Consider the following 17,666-nt stretch of genomic DNA (forward strand, 5'->3'; position numbering starts at 1 on the left):
GTTCACTCCCGTGCCAGGCCATCGAAGGCGTCACGAATGGCGCGCACGGCGGCCACCGACTCGGCATTGTCGCCATGCACGCACAAGGTATCCGCCGGCAGGTGCAGCGAGCTGCCGTCGTTGGCCGTCAACGGCTCTCCCCTGGCGAGCGTCACTGCCTGCGCCACGATGGTCTCGCGATCGTGATGCACGGCGCCCGGCTCACGCCGCGACACCAGTCGTCCCTGGGGGTCGTAGGCCCGGTCGGCGAAGGTCTCGAACCACAGCGTCACGCCCATTTCCTCGGCCAGCGCACGCATCGGCGCCGGATCCGCCGTGGCCATGGCCAGCAACGGCAGTCGGGAATCGTAGGCCAGCACCGCGCGCATGGCGCCGCGCAACAGCTCCGGGTCGCGGGCCATGTCGTTGTACAGCGCGCCGTGCGGCTTGACATAACTCACGCTCGTGCCCTCGGCACGACACATGCCCGCCAGCGCGCCGATCTGATACAGCATCATGTCCTCGACTTCACGCGGCGAACAGGCCAGCGAACGACGCCCGAAGCCTTGCAGATCGGGATAGGCCGGATGGGCGCCGACACGCACGCCGTGTTGCACGGCCAACGCCACGGTACGCCGCATGATGCCGGGATCCGAGGCATGAAAGCCACAGGCGATGTTGGCGCAATCGACATAGGGCATGACCTCGTCGTCGAGGCCCATTTTCCAGTTGCCGAAGCTTTCTCCCATGTCACAGTTGAGAAGCGGAAGGGACATGAACGTGACCTCTTTTATTGTCGTCGGCTTGCACGAATATAGGATTTCACTCTAAGAAAGCCCACTTGGCCCGGTCCAATCGTTTTTCGTGATGCGGGATATCGGCGCAACCTTTCACCGTCTCGAAGACGAAGAAAACCAGTTGACGCCGCACAGCGCCGGGCTAAAGAATCGAGGCTCGCGAATGCCCATCACAACCTAACGAGGATGCTTCCATGGCCGTCAGCGATCCCTTTCATCTTGCCGTACAGGTCCGCGATATCGACGAGGCCCGGCGTTTCTATGGCGACTTCCTGGGCTGCCCCGAGGGGCGTTCTTCGGAAAGCTGGGTCGACTTCGACCTCTTCGGCCACCAGTTCGTCTGCCACCTCAATCCGGCGCTAAAAGACAATGCCGTGGCCAGCCACAAGAACCCGGTGGACGGCCACGGCGTGCCCGTGCCGCATTTCGGCGTGGTGCTGGAAATGCCCGCCTGGCAGGCTCTTGCCGACAAGCTGCGCGCCCATGACGTGACCTTCGAAATAGAGCCCTACGTACGCTTCAAGGGCGAACCCGGCGAACAAGCCACCATGTTCTTCTACGACCCCTCCGGCAATGCCCTGGAGTTCAAGGCCTTCAAGGACCGCGAAACGCAGCTATTCAAGAAAACGTAGCATCCACCACCGTTTCCCTTACGCCGCGCGGGGTCGCGCGGCGACCTGTGCAGGATCACCGATGTTCGATTTCAAGGAACTCGAGGCGTTCGTCTGGGTGGTGCGCCTGGGCTCGTTTCGCAAAGGCGCGACCAAGCTGCACATCACCCAGCCCTCGATCTCGGATCGTATTACCCGGCTCGAAGACAGCGTCGGCGAATCGCTGCTCGACCGCTCGGCGCGCCCCGTACAGCCGACGCTTCGCGGCCGCGAGTTTTTCACTCATGCCGAACGCCTGCTCGAGGGCCGCGACGAAGCCATGCGCTTGTTTCAGGATGAGGAATCGTTCTCCGGCACGCTACGCCTGGGGGTCATCGAGACCATCGCCAGCAGCTGGTGCCCGACCTTCATGCGTCGCTTGGCCGAACGTTATCCGCAGCTGACCATCGAATTGATGGTGGATATTTCACCCTTCCTGCATCAACGCCTGGCCGAAAACGATCTCGACATGCTGTTCGCCATGGACGGCCTGGTGCCTGGGCTCTGCGCCATCCAGACCCCACTTTGCACTTTCGAAATGGGCATGTTCGCGGCCCCCGAGCTGGCTGCAGCACTACGCCAAGGCGACATGGCAACGTTCGCCGACACGGCATTCATCTCTTTCAGCAAGCAGGCGCGACCCTACAGCGAATTGGTCGCCTACCTCACCGCGCTGGGCATCGACACACCACGGATTCACTCCACCAGCACGCTTATGACGATCATGCGCATGAGCATCGAGGGGCTGGGCATCGGCGTGTTACCGGTCGCTACGGTACGCGATGCCGTGGATGCCGGCAGTCTGGAGCGGCTGACGCTGGAAGAACCCTTGCCGCCGATGATCTATGACGCCATTTGGCGGCGTTCCAACTATCCGAGCTTTTGCGCCAGCGTGGCGCGTCTGGCCAAGCAATGTGCCGCCGATTACGCCCAGGATCACGGAAAGCTTTCATCGCCCTCCACTATGAAAGGGTACGTCGATACTTGACATCAGAATTAACGATTTGACGCCAACGCTCCGCCACTTGAAGAATGATTTTGTCTTACGAGGCGATTCAGAAACGTACTTCATCACCTCCTTTCAATAACAATGAGGAACCTAACATGCGCACGATGCATTCCCTCGCCTGGCTGGTAGCGTTGGGCTCGCTCAGCGTGACCGGCGGCGCCATGGCCGCACAATGGAATCTTGCCACCCCCTATGGCGATGCCAGTTTCCATACCCAGAACACCCAACAATTCGCCGAGGACATCGCCCAAGCCACCGATGGCGACTTGATCATCAACGTGCACAGCGGCGGCTCGCTGATCGCACATGACCAAATCAAGCCCTCCGTGCGGCGCGGCACCGTACAGGCCGGTGAAATATTTCTTTCGTCGCTCTCCAACGAGTCACCGATCTACGAGGTCGATACGCTGCCAGGGCTCGCCAGCAGCTATGAAGACGCCTATGACCTGTGGCAGGCCTCCAAACCGATCATCACCCAGATGTTCGCCAAGGAAGGCCTGATGCCGCTCTACGCCGTGCCGTGGCCGGCCCAGGGAATCTATACCGATTTCAAACTGACCGATGCCTCGCAGTTCAAAGGCTTGCGCGTGCGGGCGCCCAATATCAATACGCAACGCTTCATCGAAAATCTCGGCGGGTTGCCCACCGAGACCGAGGAAGCCGATATTCCTACCGCGTTCAGCACCGGGCGCGTCGACGCCATGATCACGTCGGTTTCCACCGGTGAGGCGATGGCGGCCTGGGATTACGTCTCGAATTACACTGACGCTCAGTTGTGGTTGCCCAAGAACATCGTGTTCGTCAACAAGCGCGCCTTCGACCGACTCGATGACGAGACCCAGCAGGCCGTACTCGAAGCCGCCAAAAAAGCCGAGCGTCGCGGCTGGCAAGCCAGTCGTGAGGACAGCGCCGCCAGCGCCAAGGCGCTCAAGGAACATGGCATTGAAATCTCCAAGCCCAATGAGCAATTGGCTGCGGATCTCCAGGCAGCGGGAAAATCGCTGTTCGCTAACTGGCAAGAGCGGGCCGGCGAGCGTGCACAGAAGCTGATCGAGCGCTATCGCGAGCGCCAAGCCGCCGAATAGCGCATCCGCGCCTTTAAGCAAGACCTGCAAGCCCCGTTCACTACCGATAGTGGTACGTAAGCGGGGCCCCGTCCTCACCCTCCATTCGTGAGTGACCGACATGACCTACCGACTCGACAAACTCTATCGCCTCGGCGCTTGGGGTGCAGCCGCCTGCATGCTGGCAATCTGTGCCATCGTCACACTGCAAGTGCTACTACGCTGCCTGGATGCGCTGCTGGCTCTGGTGGGCAGCGCACGCCTGGGGCTCGAAATTCCCGGCGTCTCGGAAATAGCCGCTTATCTGCTGGTGGGCGCCACTTTTCTAAGCATGGCCTATACCTTCACGCATCATGCACATATCCGCGTGACGCTGGTCATCTCGCGTCTACCACCCCGCGCTCGTGTATGGATAGAGTCTCTCTGCCTGCTGGTGGCGCTAGCCCTGAGCCTGCTGCTCACCTGGGAACTGATTGGCCTGGTACGCGAAAGCCTCGAATACAACGACGTCTCCTCAGGGTTACTCGCCATTCCATTATGGATACCGCAAAGCGTTCTCGTCGTCGGCATCGCTTTGATGTGCGTGGCACTCACCGAAACCCTATGGGGGACCCTGCACTCGGCTTTAACGGCCCCTGATTCTTATGTGGCACCCGAGCCACAGGACGGTGACTCATGACCCGCCACTCGCTGAAGGGAGCCCTGCCATGCTGACTCTCAGCCTCGTCACGATACTGACGCTCGCGTTGCTGCTCGGCGGCGGCGTGTGGATCGCCTTCGCTCTTCTCGGTACCGGCTGGGTCGCGCTGACATTCTTCGGTAGCTTCGACCCCGGCCCGATTCTCGCATCCGACTTCTGGGGTGCCAGCTACGGCTGGGACTTGACCGCTCTACCCATGTTCGTGTGGATGGGGGAAATCCTGTTTCGCTCGGGCCTGGCGGATAACATGTTTCGCGCCCTGGCGCCCTGGCTCAACCGCCTTCCTGGCCGTTTGCTGCACTCCAATATCATCGGCAGCGGCTTGTTCGCCGCCGTATGCGGCTCCTCGGCGGCGACCTGCGCCACGGTCGGCAAGATGACGCTACCCGAGCTGGAGCGTCGCGGCTACGACAGCAATGCCGCCATCGGCACGTTGGCCAGCGCCTCGACGCTAGGGCTATTGATTCCCCCCTCGATCATGATGATCGTCTACGGCGTGGTGACCGAGCAGTCGATCTCAAGGCTGTTCATCGCCGGCATCTTGCCAGGCCTGCTCTTGCTGGGTTTGTTCATGGCCTACCTGATCGGCTGGTCGCTGCTGATCGGTAATCGCCAAGGGCGTGCCGGCGAAAGCGCGGCTCATATGCCGTTCGGGGAAAAGATGCGCAACAGTGCCCAGTTGATTCCGCTACTGGTGCTCATCGGCGGTATTCTGGGCAGCATCTACGGCGGCTTTGCTTCGCCGACCGAGGCCGCTGCCGTGGGCGTGGTGCTGTCGATGCTGATCGCGCGGGGCAATGGGCATTTCAACAAGACCATCTTCCTCGACTCACTCTTCGCGGCATTGCGCACGGCCTGCATGATCGCTTTCATCATCGCAGGCGCTTCGTTTCTCTCTTCGGCGTTGAGTTTCACGCAATTACCCATGCAGCTTGCCAACCACATCGCCGCGATGGGCCTCTCCCCCACCATGCTGCTCGTGGTATTGACGCTCTTCTTGCTGGTGCTGGGCTGCTTTCTCGATGGCATCTCGCTGATCCTGCTGGTCACCTCGATCATCATGCCGCTGATCGACGCCGCCGGCATCGACCTGATCTGGTTCGGCATCTATCTGGTCATCGTGGTGGAAATGTCGCAGATCACGCCCCCAGTCGGTTTCAACCTGTTCGTCATTCAAGGCCTTACCGGCAAGGACATCATCACCATCACGCGGGCCACCTTGCCCTTCTTCCTGCTGATGATCTTCGCCGTGGTGCTGTTGCACCTGTTCCCCGAGATCGTGCTGTATCTGCCGCAGGCGATGAACTGACCAGCACACTCCCTCAGTACAACGCCAACCCGCCACAACGCCAACGGCCGCTGGAGCATTCCAGCGGCCGTTGGCGTATCGGGTCGACAGGGACTGCGAGACGGCCCCGTGGGGCTTACTCGCCAGCCTTACAAAGGTGTGACGCTCGGCACCGGTGCGGTGGCGTCCTTGGCCAACGGGTTGCGCAGCGGCAGGGCGAACGGCTTGGCGTCGATCTCGAACACATCTCCCGGTTGAGCGCTGATGCCGTCGCTGAAGCTCAGCGTCGCGGTGCCGAAGAAGTGCACATGGACATCGCCCGGGCGGCAGAACTGCGCGTACTTGAAATGATGGGCTTCGAGATTGGCGAGGCTATGACACATGTTGTCTTCGCCGGAGATGAACGGCTTTTCCCATAGCACGTCACCGTCGCGACGGATGCGTGAAGTGCCCTGCACGTCGCTGGGCAGCTCATCGACGAGCAGCGTCGGCCCGAAGGAACAGGCACGCAGCTTGGAATGCGCCAGATACAAGTAGTTCTCGCGCTCGGTGACGTGATCCGAGAACTCGTTGCCCAGCGCGTAGCCGATGCGCCGCGGCAGGCCGTCGTTGTCGATCAGGTACAACCCGGCGATTTCGGGCTCCTCGCCGCCATCCAGCGCGAAATGCGGCATGCGCAGCGCCTCGCCCGGCGCCATGACGATGCCGCCGTCGCCCTTGTAGAACCACTCCGGCTGCACGCCGAACTCGCCGGGCGCGGGTTTGCCGCCCTCGAGGCCCTTGCGGAACATCTTCATCGAGTCGGTGAGCGGTTGCTCGCTCTGATCCGCCTCGTTCATCTGGCGGTGCATCTTGTCACGGCCCTCGGCGCTGCCCAGGTGCGTCAGCCCGGTGCCGGTGACCAGCAGGTGCGCCGGGTCGGGATGGTCGAGCGGCGCCAGCAATTGCCCCTTGTCGGCCAGGGCCACAGCATCGACACGTGCATCCCCGGGCCATTCCTCGATCAGCGCGGCGAGCCCGATCTTGCGGCCGAGCGCGGTGAGCGCCAGGGCATGCACGCTGTTCACGTCATCCAGGCGACGCGCCTGAGTGGGATCATCCTCGATGACCAGGACGAAGCGCTCGCCGTTGTCGTTTCGAGCTTGTGCGAGTTGCATGTAATGGGCTCTCCTGAAGGTCGAATCGATAGCATGGCGCCGCTCCGTGGCAATGGCCTCAGCGACGCCCCACTACCGAAGATTACTAGCTAACCTTGACCACTAGCTAACGTTGTAAAAAGGTCATCCCTTGGCGCGCCGGGCCTGCTTCCAGCGGTCGAACATCACCGCCAGCAACAAGATCGCCCCACGCACCAGATACTGATAGAAGGTCGGTACGTTGAGTAGTCCCATGGCGTTCTGCACGCAGCCCATGATCAGTACGCCGACCAATACGCCGGTAATCGAGGCGACCCCGCCGGACAACGACACGCCGCCCAGCACACAGGCGGAAATCACCGCCAGCTCCAGCCCCATCGAGGTATTGGGGTCGCCCAGTCCCATGCGCGAGGCCAACAAGACCCCAGCGATCCCCGCGACGACGCCTTGCAGGGCGAATACGGTAATCTTGAGACGCCGCACATTGACACCCGCCAGGCTCGCCGCCTCGGCATTGCCGCCGGTTGCCAGGGTATTGCGGCCGAAGGCCGTCATGTTGAGCACGATACCGAAGACCACGAAGCAGGCGATCATGGTCCACACCGGCAGCGTCAGCCCCAGGAACGAGGCGCTGCCCAGGTCGAAGAAGCCCGGCACCGTGACCATGACCGCATCGCCGCCGGAGGTGATATAGGCCAATCCACGCACGAACTCCATCGCCGCCAACGTGGCAATCAACGAATTGATGCCGAACTTGGACACCACGAAGCCATTGAAGGCCCCCACCGCACCGCCGGCACCTACCCCGACGAGAACGCCGATGAAGACACTGCCCGAAGTCGACGTCACGACAGCGGCCACCACGCCCGCAAAGGCGACGATGGAGGCGACCGACAGATCCACTTCACCGAGTGCCAGCACCATCATCATGGTGGTCGCGATGGTCCCGATCAGGGTGACCGAGAGCAGCAGTCCAACGATATTGCGGCCGGTCAGAAAGTCCGGTACGAAGATCGACAAGGCGATGAAGAGTACGAAAAAGATCGCAATCAACCCGGAGGTATCAAGCAACGTGCGCAATGCCTTGACCCGCGGTTTTGGCGCCGCCGGCGAGGTGTCGGAAGCGGCCAGTTTGTCTGTGCTCATGTCGTCAGTCTCTTCATGTTGTTAGCGGTGAGCATCGTGATTGGTCGGGCTCACGCCGGCAGTGCCAATCCCAGCAGGCGCTCTTGGGTCGCCTGCTCGCGCGGTACGATGTCGACCAGAGCGCCATCGCGCATGACACCGATGCGGTCGCAGATCGAGCTGACTTCGGCGAGGTCGCTGGAGATCACGATCACCCCCTTCCCTTGATCCGCCAGGTCATACAACAGGGTATAGATATCGCGTCGCGCGCCCACGTCGATGCCGCGCGTGGGCTCGTCCATCACGAACAAATCGATCTCCTCCGCCAGCCAGCGCCCGAGAATCACCTTCTGCTGATTTCCCCCGGAGAGAGTATTGATCGGCGTCCGATGGCTCGGTGTCTTGATGCTCAAGCGCTGGATATAGGTCTTGGCGTTGTCGGTCTCGCGCGCAACATGCCGGAACATGCCCCAGCGACGGAAAAAGCGTCGACAACTGATATTCAGGTTGTCGGAGACGCTGGCCACGGGGAAGATCCCCTGAGACTTGCGGTCCTCGGGACACATGGCGATGCCCGCGCGAATCGCCTCTTGCGGCGAGGTGAAGACACCGCTTTTGCCGCGAAACGTCACCTGACCCTGGCTTGCCTTTTCCACGCCGCACACCACACGCATCAACTCGCTGCGTCCGGCGCCGACCAGACCGAACAAGCCCAGCACCTCGCCACGCTTGACCTCAAGACTCACCGGCTTGCGCACCCCGCGGCCCTGCAAGGCATCGATGCGCATCAACACCTCACCCATGGCGCGTTGGCGGAAGCCATACACATCGTCGATCTGGCGCCCGACCATCTCGCCGACCAGGGTGTCCTGATCCACGCCTTCGAGTGTTTCATGCGTGCGAATATGGCGCCCATCACGGAATACCGTCAGCGCATCGCACATCTCGAAGACTTCTTCCATGCGGTGCGTGACGTAGAGCACCACGCGCCCTTCCTCGCGCAGCCGCGCGACGATGCGCTTGAGCTGCCGTGTTTCCTGCACGGACAGGCTGCTCGTGGGTTCGTCGAAGGCGATGATCTGAGCGTCGCGCAACAGTGCACGGCCGATCTCGATCATCTGCTGCTGCCCGATGGAGAGTTCCCGCACCTTGGTGGCCGGGTCGATGTCCCCCTCGCCGAGCTCTTCGAGAATCTCCCGGGCACGTGCCTTCATGGTGCGTCGGTCGATGAATCCTCGACGTTCCGGCAACTGCCCCAGCAGCAGGTTCTCGGCTACCGACAAGTTGGGTGACAGCGTCAGCTCTTGATAGATGATCGCGATGCCGTGAGCCAACGCCTCGCGGGCGTTGGCAAAGACATACGATTGATCGTTGATCCACAACTGGCCCGAAGAGGGACGATTGACGCCGCTGAGTACCTTGAGCAACGTCGACTTCCCGGCGCCGTTTTCGCCCATCAAGGCATGCACCTCACCGGCCTTCGCAGTAAAACTCACACCATCGAGCGCCCTCACACCGGGAAACTCGACAGTAATCTCGTCGAAACGGAGAAAAGCCTCGGACATACGGTACTCCTGAAGAAAAAAGCGTGCCCGCGCGCTCAGGCGCGGGCATCGGTCTTACAAGCCCAACTCTTCCCGTACGTCTTTCCAGTTATCCCGCGTCATTAACGTGCCGGTCGTCTCGGTATTGGCCGGCGGTTTCTCCCCCTCGGTGATCCACTTATAGAGATTGGCCGCTGACTGGCGTCCATGCATGGTCGAGCTCACGGCAACGGTGCCATGGAAGCCAGTGGGCTTCTCGCGCGAGAACTCGGCAAAGGCTGCCCCTGAGCCGTTGATGCCCACGCCGATCACCTGATCGGCGGACAGTCCGTACTGTTCGCTGGCGCGCACCCCACCCAGCACGCTTTCTTCGTTGAGGGCATAGATCACCCAGTGCTCGAAATCGCCACGTTTGGCAAACACCGGCGAAGCCGCCGCAAAGGCACTGCTGGTATCGGTATTCTGCTGCGGGGCATCGAAGATGTTGTCCTTTTTGAAACCGGACTCGAGCAACGCATCGGTAGCCCCATCGGTGCGTGCCTTGGCGGTGGGCAACTCGTAATTGGTGATGCGCAATGCGGCCACGTTCTCGGGATCCCAGCCGCGACGTTCCATCTCCGCGGCGATGGCGTTACCGACCTGCTGGCCGATCTTGTAACCGGACATCCCCAAGTGCGGCACGTTCTCCATCGGCTCGCCATCGGTTCCCACGAAGCGGTCATCGACGGTGACGACCTTCATACCGTACTGCTTGGCGCGGTGCATGATCGCCGGCCCCAGACGCACGTCCGGCGGACAGATCACGAACCCCTGCGCTCCTTGTGAATGGAGATTATCGATGGCACTGAGCACCTGCTGACCGTCCTCACCCGACAAGCGCACCACCTCGAAGCCTTTTTCCTCTCCCAGCTTGGTCGCAGCGTCTTGTTCGTTGATGAACCATGCCTGTTCGGGTTTCTTGACGATGAACCCCATCGTGACGTCATCGTCGCTCTGGGCTTGTGCCGTCAACGGTCCAACGCTCAGCGCCAGGCCCACGGCCATTCCCAATAACGTGCGTGTCATCGGTATCTTGAATGACATTCGGCGTCCTCCTGTACCCTCGCGGGGGTTGTTGTTGTGTTGCGAAACAGGTTGCTTAATAGTCTGAACAATAGGCATCTGCGAAATAACCTACTAATGCCACTTGACAGAAAAAACGATATATATTTTGTTATTACTTTCGCCTGAGGCCAGACACCATGAGCTCCTTGCCCTCCGACTGGTTCATGAAGGTGCGACTAAAGTTGCGCCATTTGCAGCTGTTCATCGCGCTGGACGAGCTGCGCAACCTGCATCGTGCCGCCGAACGCCTGGGCATGAGCCAGCCCGCGGCATCGAAGCTACTCGGAGAACTGGAGAGTCAGCTCGGCCTGGTGCTGTTCGATCGACACCCGCGCGGCATTGCACCCAACTGGTACGGCGAAACGGTGATTCGCCACGCACGCGGCATCCTGTCGTCGCTCCATCAGGCCGGTGATGAGCTGAATGCCTTGCATGCAGGTAGCGCGGGGAGCGTCTCGGTGGGAACGGTCATGGCGCCGGCCGTCACACTATTGACCAGTGCGGTGGAACGCGTACATCGCGACCGTCCCAACCTCAAGGTCAGCATCGATGTCGATGTCAGCCACGCGCTGATTCCGCGCCTCATGGAAGGCGAGTTCGATTTTGCCATCGCCCGGATTCCCTCGACGCTGCCGGCAGGTGACTTCGTTTTCGAGGAGATCGGCGAGGAGGCCTTGTGCTTCGTGTGTCGCGCCGAGCACCCGCTGGCCGACCGTACGTCGCTCAATCTCGAGGCCATGGTCGAGTATCCGTGGGTCCTGCAACCGCCGGGCGCGCTGATGCGTCAACGGGTCGATCACCTGTTCCTGCATCACGGCGTGGCGTTGCCGCGCCAGATCGTCGACACGCCGGACATCCTCGTGGCGCTGGCCATGGTCGACAAGTCGGACACCGTGACCGTGACCACGCGGCAAGTCGCCGAGTTACTCTGCGACCAGCCGCGCTTTTGCATCCTGCCCTTCCCCGAGGCGCTGAGCGTGCAGCCCTACGGGCTGGTCAGCCTGCGCGAGCAACGGCTATCGCCCGGCGCGGCGGCGTTGATGTCGACCCTGCGCGACCTCATTCGCGAACAACGAGACGCTCACTCGTGAAAGGCCTCGACCTCGACACGCTTGCCGAGCAGGAAGGCATCGGCGACATGCCGTAGCGGTGCCACGTCGACGTCGCTCTCGCCCCGGGCAATGAGTTCGGCGAAGCGCGCGTAGAGCCCGGGATATTCGACGTCGCCCCCTTCCAGCACGACGTCGTCGCCGAGGGTCAGGCAGCTGCCACCCTGGGTCAGCGCCAACGGCCCGGCATCGGTCTCGACATGAATGTCCCAGGTTTGCGGCCCGGTCTGGCGCCAGTCGAACTCGGCACGAATCGCGGCGCCCCGGCGGTCGCTGAAGGCCAAGGTGGCGGCGATCGGCCCCTGCCGATTGGCCGGCACCGCCAGTTCGCCCTGGGTGAGAAAGAACGCCTCCGGCAGAATCGCGGTGATGATCGATAGCGCGTTGATACCGGGGTCGAACACACCCAGCCCGCCGGCTTCCCAGATCCATTCCTGGCCAGGGTGCCAGCGCCGCACATCTTCCTTCCATTGCACCTCGACGGCAGTGACGTGACGCTCACGCAGCCAATCGCGCGCCTGGGCAACGGCGGCGGCGTACCGTGAGTGCCAGGTCGCGAACAACGTCACGCCGGCGCGTTCGGCCTGGGCGCGCAGATCTTCCACTTCGCTGAGCGTCGCCCCAGGCGGCTTCTCCAGCATCACATGCTTGCCCGCCGCGATGGCCGCACACGCCTGGCGGTAGCGCACCTGCGGCGGCGCGCACAGCGACACGGCCTGGATGTCCGGTCGCTCGTCGAGCAGCGTCTGAGTATCGCGAAAATGCGCGACGCCCTCCAACGAGGCATTGCGACTGGCCACGGCGTCGAGCGAGAACGCAGCGTTGCCGCGTAGGGCGGGCACGTGCTGGTCGCGGGCGATTTTGCCGACCCCGACGATGGCGATGGAGGTGGGGGACATGAGGGCTCCTTTTCTGATCTGGCAACCGCAAGGACGAGGCAAGGCCCTCGCCCACGCTCATAGGCGCTCGAGGTAGGCGCTGCCGCCTAGCTGACGCATTTGCTGGCGAATCCACTGGCTGCGTTGCTGAATGTATGCCGACGGCCGCGACGCACTCCACTCACGCGGGTTGGGCAAAATCGCTGCCAAGCGGCTGGCCTGTAATACCGATAGCCGATCAGCACCAACGCCGAAATAGTGCTGGGCGGCGGCTTCCAGGCCGAACACGCCGCGATCCCATTCGACGATATTGAGGTAGACCTCGAGGATGCGCTCCTTGGGCCACAATAACTCGATCAGCACCGTGAACCATGCTTCCAGGCCCTTGCGAAGCCAACTGCGGTTGGTCCACAGGAACAGGTTCTTGGCGGTCTGCTGGCTGATGGTGCTGGCACCGCGCAGGCTGTCGCCGTTGAACCAGGCATTGAGCGCCTTTTGCATCTGGTTGAAGTCGAAACCGTAATGCATCGGAAAACGCTGATCCTCCGACGCGATCACCGCCAGCTTGGCATTGTCGGATAGCGCCTTCCACGGCCGCCACTGTTGCTGGATCGAGATCGGTTCATCACTCATCCAGGATTCGACCTTGCGCTCCAGCATCACCATCGAGCCGAAAACCGGCACCACGCGAAATACCAGCACCAGCAATACCGATAGCCCGACGAAACCGAGCATCGCGAACAGCAAAAAGCGCAGTCCCCTGCGCAACCAATCCCGCGTCATGCGTTAGCCTTATGGGGTCGCAGCATCATGACGACAGAGTATATCAGGCCTGCTCGTTAACAGATGTCTACATGATCGATGCCAACCTACTGCGTGTTCTCATGGTCAGCCAATGCCAATGTTCGGGGTATTCGATACGTCTTTATATATCGAACTGCTCGGTACCTTGATCATCGGACGCCACCCTGCACATCCAGGGCCAAAGGCGTCATACCAAAGTATTGCGGCATGATCTTCATATTAGTGTGCTTGCAACCTCGCCTCGCTCATTCGATCATGGGTCGTGCCGGTCCTGATACCAGGGTCGCCGCCCTTCACCGTGATCCCAGGGAGCTTTGCCATGTGGCCGCAACGTGAACTGCTCGACCGCTTCGCCATCGACCTGCCCATCGTCCAGGCCCCCATGGCCGGCGCCAACGACGCGACACTGGCCATCGCCGCCAGTCGAGGGGGCGCGCTGGGCTCCATTCCTTGCGCCACGCTCGCCCCCGAGCGCATCGAGCAGGAAGTCGCACGGTTTCGCGAGCACGCCACCGGCCCGCTCAACCTCAACTTCTTCTGCCACTTGCCGTCACCGCCCGACCCCAGCGCCGAAACCGCCTGGCGCGAACGCCTGGCACCGTTCTACCGCGAGGCGGGACTCGATCCCGAGGATGCCGCTCCGGCCGCCCAGCGCACGCCCTTCGACGACGTCCAGTGCGCGCTGGTCGAACGTCTGCGTCCCGAGGTCGTGAGCTTTCACTTCGGCTTGCCGGACGCGGCCTTGCTGGCCCGCGTGAAAGCCACCGGCACCACGGTCATGGCCAGTGCCACCAGCGTTGCAGAGGGACGCTGGCTGGTCACCCACGGCGCGGACATCATCATCGCCCAGGGGCTCGAAGCCGGCGGGCACCGCGGCGCGTTTCTCGAGGATACCCGCGCGGACACGGTGGCCGACGCCATGGCCCGCCAGCCCGGCACCTTCGCGCTGGTACCGCAGCTCGTCGATGCCATCGATCGGCCCGTCATCGCCGCCGGGGGCATCGGCGACGCACGCGGCGTCGCCGCCGCCTTCGCGCTGGGTGCCTGCGGCGTGCAGCTCGGCACCTACTACCTGGCCACGCCGGAAAGTCTGATCAGCGACATTCATCGCACCGCCCTGGCCGAGGCCCGCGACGACAACACCGTCGTCACCCGCCTGTTCTCCGGCCGCCCTGCGCGCAGCCTCGTCAATCGAGTGATTCGCGAACTCGGCCCTCTCTCGCCGGACGCTCCGCCCTTTCCCACCGCCGGTGGCGCGCTTGCCCCGCTCAAGCAAGCCGCCGAAGCCCAAGGGCGTGGCGACTTCTCATCGCTGTGGGCCGGCCAGGCAGCGGCACTGGCCCCCCACGGCGACGCCGAGACCCTCACCCGGCGACTGGGCGACGAGACGCTGGCACGACTCCAGGCGCTGGCTTCGTTTTGAGCATGCCCCGGGCCGCCTCCGACGCGCGGCCCGTTGAAAGACGACTTGCAAAGCCGTCATAATCCCTTAGCTAACAAAATATCGTCACGTTATCGATTCGCATGCTTGCGATTTGCATGACAGCAAGCTTGGCATGAGTAACGCTCACGACACACAAGGACAAGGCTTTGCATTCTCTCTCGCTGGCATTCGCTCCTCCGTGCCATCGCTCCCTCTGCGTCGGTGGTCACGCATGACGCAGGTCGATCGGCTCTTCGAACGCTACGGCCCCCGCTATCGTCTGTGGGTCACCCTGACCGTGATGCTGGGACTCGTCGCCCTGGGCATGTCGATCACCATCGTCAATGTGGCGGTGCCTTACATAAAAGGGGCGTTCGGCATGAGCGATTCCCAGGTGCAATGGCTATCGACCGGCTTTCTGGCCTCGACGACCGTCTCGCTGCTCGTCGCGCCGTGGCTGGTCTCCGCCGTCGGTCAGCGCGCCACCTTCATTGGTTTGCTGGTCGTGTTCATCGCCGCCTCGTTTCTCGGCGGCCTGGGGCAAGGCATGGGTATGCTCGTCGCCGCGCGCGTCATCCAGGGCGGTATGACGGGCCTGATACGCCCGGTGGCGATGCAGGCGCTATTCGCGGCTTACCCGCCCGAGGGGCGCGGCATGGCGACGGCGATGTACGGCATGTGTCTGGGTCTGCCGCTGACGCTGGCCACGGTGATCGGCGGCTGGCTGGTCGAGCATTTCACCTGGCGATACGTCTTCTTCGTGACCCTGCCGATCTGCGTGGCAGCGGCGGTGATGGGCTATTTCTTCCTGCCTTCGCGGGAGCAGAAGGGCCCGCGCCCGCCCTTCGACTGGGCCGGCGTCGTGCTGTTATTCGTCTCGGTGTTCTCACTACTCGCGGCGCTTTCCAACGGCCAGCGCTGGGGCTGGTACGACCCGCGCGTGCCGGGCCTGATCCTCATCGCCCTCGTCTGTGGCACCGCGTTCGTGGTCTGGCAGAATCGTACCGTTCACCCGTTGATGGACCTGGCGATCTTCCGCAATCGCGTGTTCGTGGTCGGCACTCTGGCGATGTTCCTGTTCGGCGGCACCTTCTACGGCATCATGTATTTGCTGCCGCAGTTCGTGCAGTCGGTACTGCATTACAGCCCGATTACTGCTGGGCAGATCTTTCTGCCTTCCACCGCCGTGCTGGGGGTGCTGGTACCCCTGGTCGGCTGGCTGAGCGACCGCCACCCACCGCATCGACTCACTATGCCGGGGCTGGGCTGCGCCATGTATGCGGTGTGGCTGATGGCGCAGATGGACTGGAACACCTCGTTCGCGTACCTGGCGACGGCAATGGGCACTCTGTCCATCGGGATGGCCGCGTTCCCGCCACCGACACTCTCCAACGCCATTGCCGGCCTGCCCAGGCACCTGACCGGCCACGGCTCCGGGGCGATCAATTTCGCGTTGCAACTCGGCGGCGCACTGGGCACGGCCGCGTTGGTCATTCTGCTCGACCGACGAACAGTCCAGCACGGTCAATCGCTGAATGCCGGGGTCAATGCCGATAACGCGCTCGCCAACCTCCAGCTCGACAAACTCGCAGAGTTGGCCGGACATCTGGGCACCGCCGCCACCCAGCAAAGCGCCATGGCCGGGTATCTCATGGAACGCATCGAGACGATCTGGGCATCGATTCTCGCTTATCAAGACGGCTTCTGGGTGCTCACTGGGAGCCTCTTCATCGTCGCGATTCCATCGCTGCTCCTCAGTCGCTGGCGCACCACGTCACCCGGGTGAACGCAGCTCACGTGACCAGGACGTCCATGCGACGTCCGTTTCGACCAAGGACACTGTCATGCCCCAAGACACCACCATGACCGACAATACGACAACACCTCCGACATCCCGCCAACACCTGCCACGCACAGCCAAATGGCTGCTTCTCGCCATCATCGTCGTGCTCTGTCTGGTGTGGCTGGGCTTCGCCATCGCACACCGTGTGACCCATGTCAGCGCCCAGGACGCCCGCGTAATGGCCAACCAGATCACGGTCAGCAGCCGTCTGAGTGGCCGGGTCACCGACTTCACGCTCACCGAGGGCGATAGGCTTGAGAAAGGCGACACCGTGGCGACACTGTATCGCAAACCCGACGAGCGCAAGATGACATCGCTCGAGGCCAACGTCGCTGTACAGCGCGCCCATCTTGACTACGAGAAAGCACGGCTGGCGATGGCCGAAAAGCAGCTCGAGGGCGGTATGAACCTGACCCATCAGGAACTCGAAGCCAGCAAGGCCGCTGAAAAAGCCGCCCAGGCACGATTGACCGAAGCCAAACGCGAGTTCAAGCGCGCCGATGCGCTGTACAAGAAGGGGTCGGTCTCCGAACAGCGTCGCGATCAAGATTACTACGCCTATCAGGCCGCGCTTGCCGAGCACGCCCAGGCACAGCAGGAAGTGGAAGTCAGCCAAGCCCTGGCCGATAACGCCCAGGTAGGCTTCATCAACGGCTCGCAGATGCCACTGCCCAATCCCGACGTGTTGAAAAAGCAAGTGCGCATCGCCGAACAGAATCTTGCCATCGCCCAAGCCAAACGCGACGAAGAACGCCTGCGTCTGAACGACCTGAGCATCACCAGCCCCAGCGACGGCATTATCAACAAGACGCTGGCCGATCAAGGCGAATACATCAGTGCCGGGCAGCCGATCCTGATGATGCACGATCCCGACCACCTGTGGGTCGAGGCCAATATCAAGGAAACCGACATCGCCGAATTACGCGTCGGTCAGCCGGTGGCGATCACCGTCGATGCTTTTCCCGACGCCACCTTCAAGGGTCACATCAGCGTCATCGGCCGCGCTGCCACCAGCCAGTTTGCCCTACTACCGGACCCCAACCCCTCCGGCAACTTCACCAAGATCACCCAGCGCCTGCCGGTACGCATCCAATTCGACGATGGACCGACCGAGTTGATCGGCCCGGGCATGATGGTCGAGGTGGATATCGACGTCAGCGGCGCCGAGCCGCGCATTCAGGGCTAAACGCAGCGGGCCGAGCGCGCAAGCGAT

16 protein-coding genes are annotated in these 17,666 nt (G+C 62.3%); 9 read left to right on the plus strand and 7 right to left on the minus strand.

The window, feature by feature from the left end:
• Window positions 1-2 precede the first annotated feature (2 nt).
• Window positions 3-755: a 5-oxoprolinase subunit PxpA gene (locus C8E00_RS03725; RefSeq protein WP_133694731.1), complete on the minus strand. Its 753-nt coding sequence runs from the start codon at window positions 753-755 to the stop codon at window positions 3-5.
• Window positions 756-970: 215 nt separating this feature from the next.
• Here C8E00_RS03725 and C8E00_RS03730 point away from each other — a divergent pair, with 215 nt between their 5' ends.
• From C8E00_RS03730 to C8E00_RS03750, 5 genes are all read left to right on the plus strand, one after another.
• Window positions 971-1,408 (plus strand): VOC family protein, encoded by a 438-nt coding sequence (locus C8E00_RS03730; RefSeq protein ID WP_133694733.1) that lies wholly within the window; start codon window positions 971-973, stop codon window positions 1,406-1,408.
• A 61-nt stretch (window positions 1,409-1,469) separates the two neighbouring features.
• Complete coding sequence (locus C8E00_RS03735) at window positions 1,470-2,414, plus strand: LysR family transcriptional regulator (protein WP_133694736.1); 945 nt, start codon at window positions 1,470-1,472, stop codon at window positions 2,412-2,414.
• A gap of 116 nt (window positions 2,415-2,530) precedes the next feature.
• Window positions 2,531-3,520 carry a TRAP transporter substrate-binding protein gene (locus C8E00_RS03740; protein WP_133694738.1) on the plus strand — a complete coding sequence of 330 codons (990 nt, stop codon included), beginning with the start codon at window positions 2,531-2,533 and terminating at the stop codon, window positions 3,518-3,520.
• Between the two features lie 100 nt (window positions 3,521-3,620).
• A complete protein-coding gene (locus tag C8E00_RS03745; RefSeq protein ID WP_133694740.1) occupies window positions 3,621-4,178 on the plus strand; it encodes a TRAP transporter small permease in 558 nt (185 codons plus the stop codon).
• Between the two features lie 28 nt (window positions 4,179-4,206).
• Window positions 4,207-5,508 carry a TRAP transporter large permease gene (locus tag C8E00_RS03750; protein ID WP_133694743.1) on the plus strand — a complete coding sequence of 434 codons (1,302 nt, stop codon included), beginning with the start codon at window positions 4,207-4,209 and terminating at the stop codon, window positions 5,506-5,508.
• A gap of 128 nt (window positions 5,509-5,636) precedes the next feature.
• Here C8E00_RS03750 and araD1 read toward each other — a convergent pair whose 3' ends face one another.
• From araD1 to C8E00_RS03770, 4 genes are all read right to left on the minus strand, one after another.
• Window positions 5,637-6,644, minus strand: coding sequence for an AraD1 family protein (gene araD1 / locus C8E00_RS03755; RefSeq protein ID WP_133694746.1), 1,008 nt, complete (start codon window positions 6,642-6,644; stop codon window positions 5,637-5,639).
• A gap of 123 nt (window positions 6,645-6,767) precedes the next feature.
• Window positions 6,768-7,769 (minus strand): L-arabinose ABC transporter permease AraH, encoded by a 1,002-nt coding sequence (araH, locus tag C8E00_RS03760; RefSeq protein ID WP_133694748.1) that lies wholly within the window; start codon window positions 7,767-7,769, stop codon window positions 6,768-6,770.
• Between the two features lie 50 nt (window positions 7,770-7,819).
• Window positions 7,820-9,313 carry an L-arabinose ABC transporter ATP-binding protein AraG gene (araG, locus tag C8E00_RS03765; RefSeq protein WP_133694750.1) on the minus strand — a complete coding sequence of 498 codons (1,494 nt, stop codon included), beginning with the start codon at window positions 9,311-9,313 and terminating at the stop codon, window positions 7,820-7,822.
• 54 nt (window positions 9,314-9,367) lie between these two features.
• Entirely contained in the window at window positions 9,368-10,375 is a 1,008-nt protein-coding gene (locus C8E00_RS03770) for an arabinose ABC transporter substrate-binding protein (RefSeq protein ID WP_133694753.1), read from the minus strand.
• A gap of 158 nt (window positions 10,376-10,533) precedes the next feature.
• Here C8E00_RS03770 and C8E00_RS03775 point away from each other — a divergent pair, with 158 nt between their 5' ends.
• A complete protein-coding gene (locus C8E00_RS03775) occupies window positions 10,534-11,487 on the plus strand; it encodes a LysR substrate-binding domain-containing protein (RefSeq protein WP_133694755.1) in 954 nt (317 codons plus the stop codon).
• On the opposite strand, the gene C8E00_RS03780 is transcribed toward C8E00_RS03775, so the two are convergent.
• Window positions 11,478-12,404, minus strand: a complete 927-nt coding sequence (locus C8E00_RS03780; RefSeq protein WP_133694757.1) for a Gfo/Idh/MocA family protein — start codon at window positions 12,402-12,404, stop codon at window positions 11,478-11,480. The two genes, C8E00_RS03775 and C8E00_RS03780, sit on opposite strands and share 10 nt — an antisense overlap.
• 57 nt (window positions 12,405-12,461) lie before the next feature.
• Window positions 12,462-13,166: a monofunctional biosynthetic peptidoglycan transglycosylase gene (gene mtgA / locus C8E00_RS03785; RefSeq protein ID WP_133694759.1), complete on the minus strand. Its 705-nt coding sequence runs from the start codon at window positions 13,164-13,166 to the stop codon at window positions 12,462-12,464.
• A 340-nt stretch (window positions 13,167-13,506) separates the two neighbouring features.
• On the opposite strand from mtgA, the gene C8E00_RS03790 reads away from it, so the two are divergent.
• The 3 genes from C8E00_RS03790 to C8E00_RS03800 all read left to right on the plus strand — a co-directional run bounded on the left by C8E00_RS03790 (window position 13,507) and on the right by C8E00_RS03800 (window position 17,639).
• Window positions 13,507-14,610, plus strand: coding sequence for an NAD(P)H-dependent flavin oxidoreductase (locus C8E00_RS03790; RefSeq protein WP_133694761.1), 1,104 nt, complete (start codon window positions 13,507-13,509; stop codon window positions 14,608-14,610).
• Between the two features lie 232 nt (window positions 14,611-14,842).
• Window positions 14,843-16,396 (plus strand): DHA2 family efflux MFS transporter permease subunit, encoded by a 1,554-nt coding sequence (locus tag C8E00_RS03795; protein WP_133694763.1) that lies wholly within the window; start codon window positions 14,843-14,845, stop codon window positions 16,394-16,396.
• 58 nt (window positions 16,397-16,454) lie between these two features.
• Window positions 16,455-17,639: an HlyD family secretion protein gene (locus tag C8E00_RS03800; protein ID WP_133694765.1), complete on the plus strand. Its 1,185-nt coding sequence runs from the start codon at window positions 16,455-16,457 to the stop codon at window positions 17,637-17,639.
• Window positions 17,640-17,666 lie beyond the last annotated feature (27 nt).

The sequence above is a fragment of the Chromohalobacter marismortui genome, from assembly GCF_004364315.1.
Lineage (GTDB): Bacteria > Pseudomonadota > Gammaproteobacteria > Pseudomonadales > Halomonadaceae > Chromohalobacter > Chromohalobacter marismortui.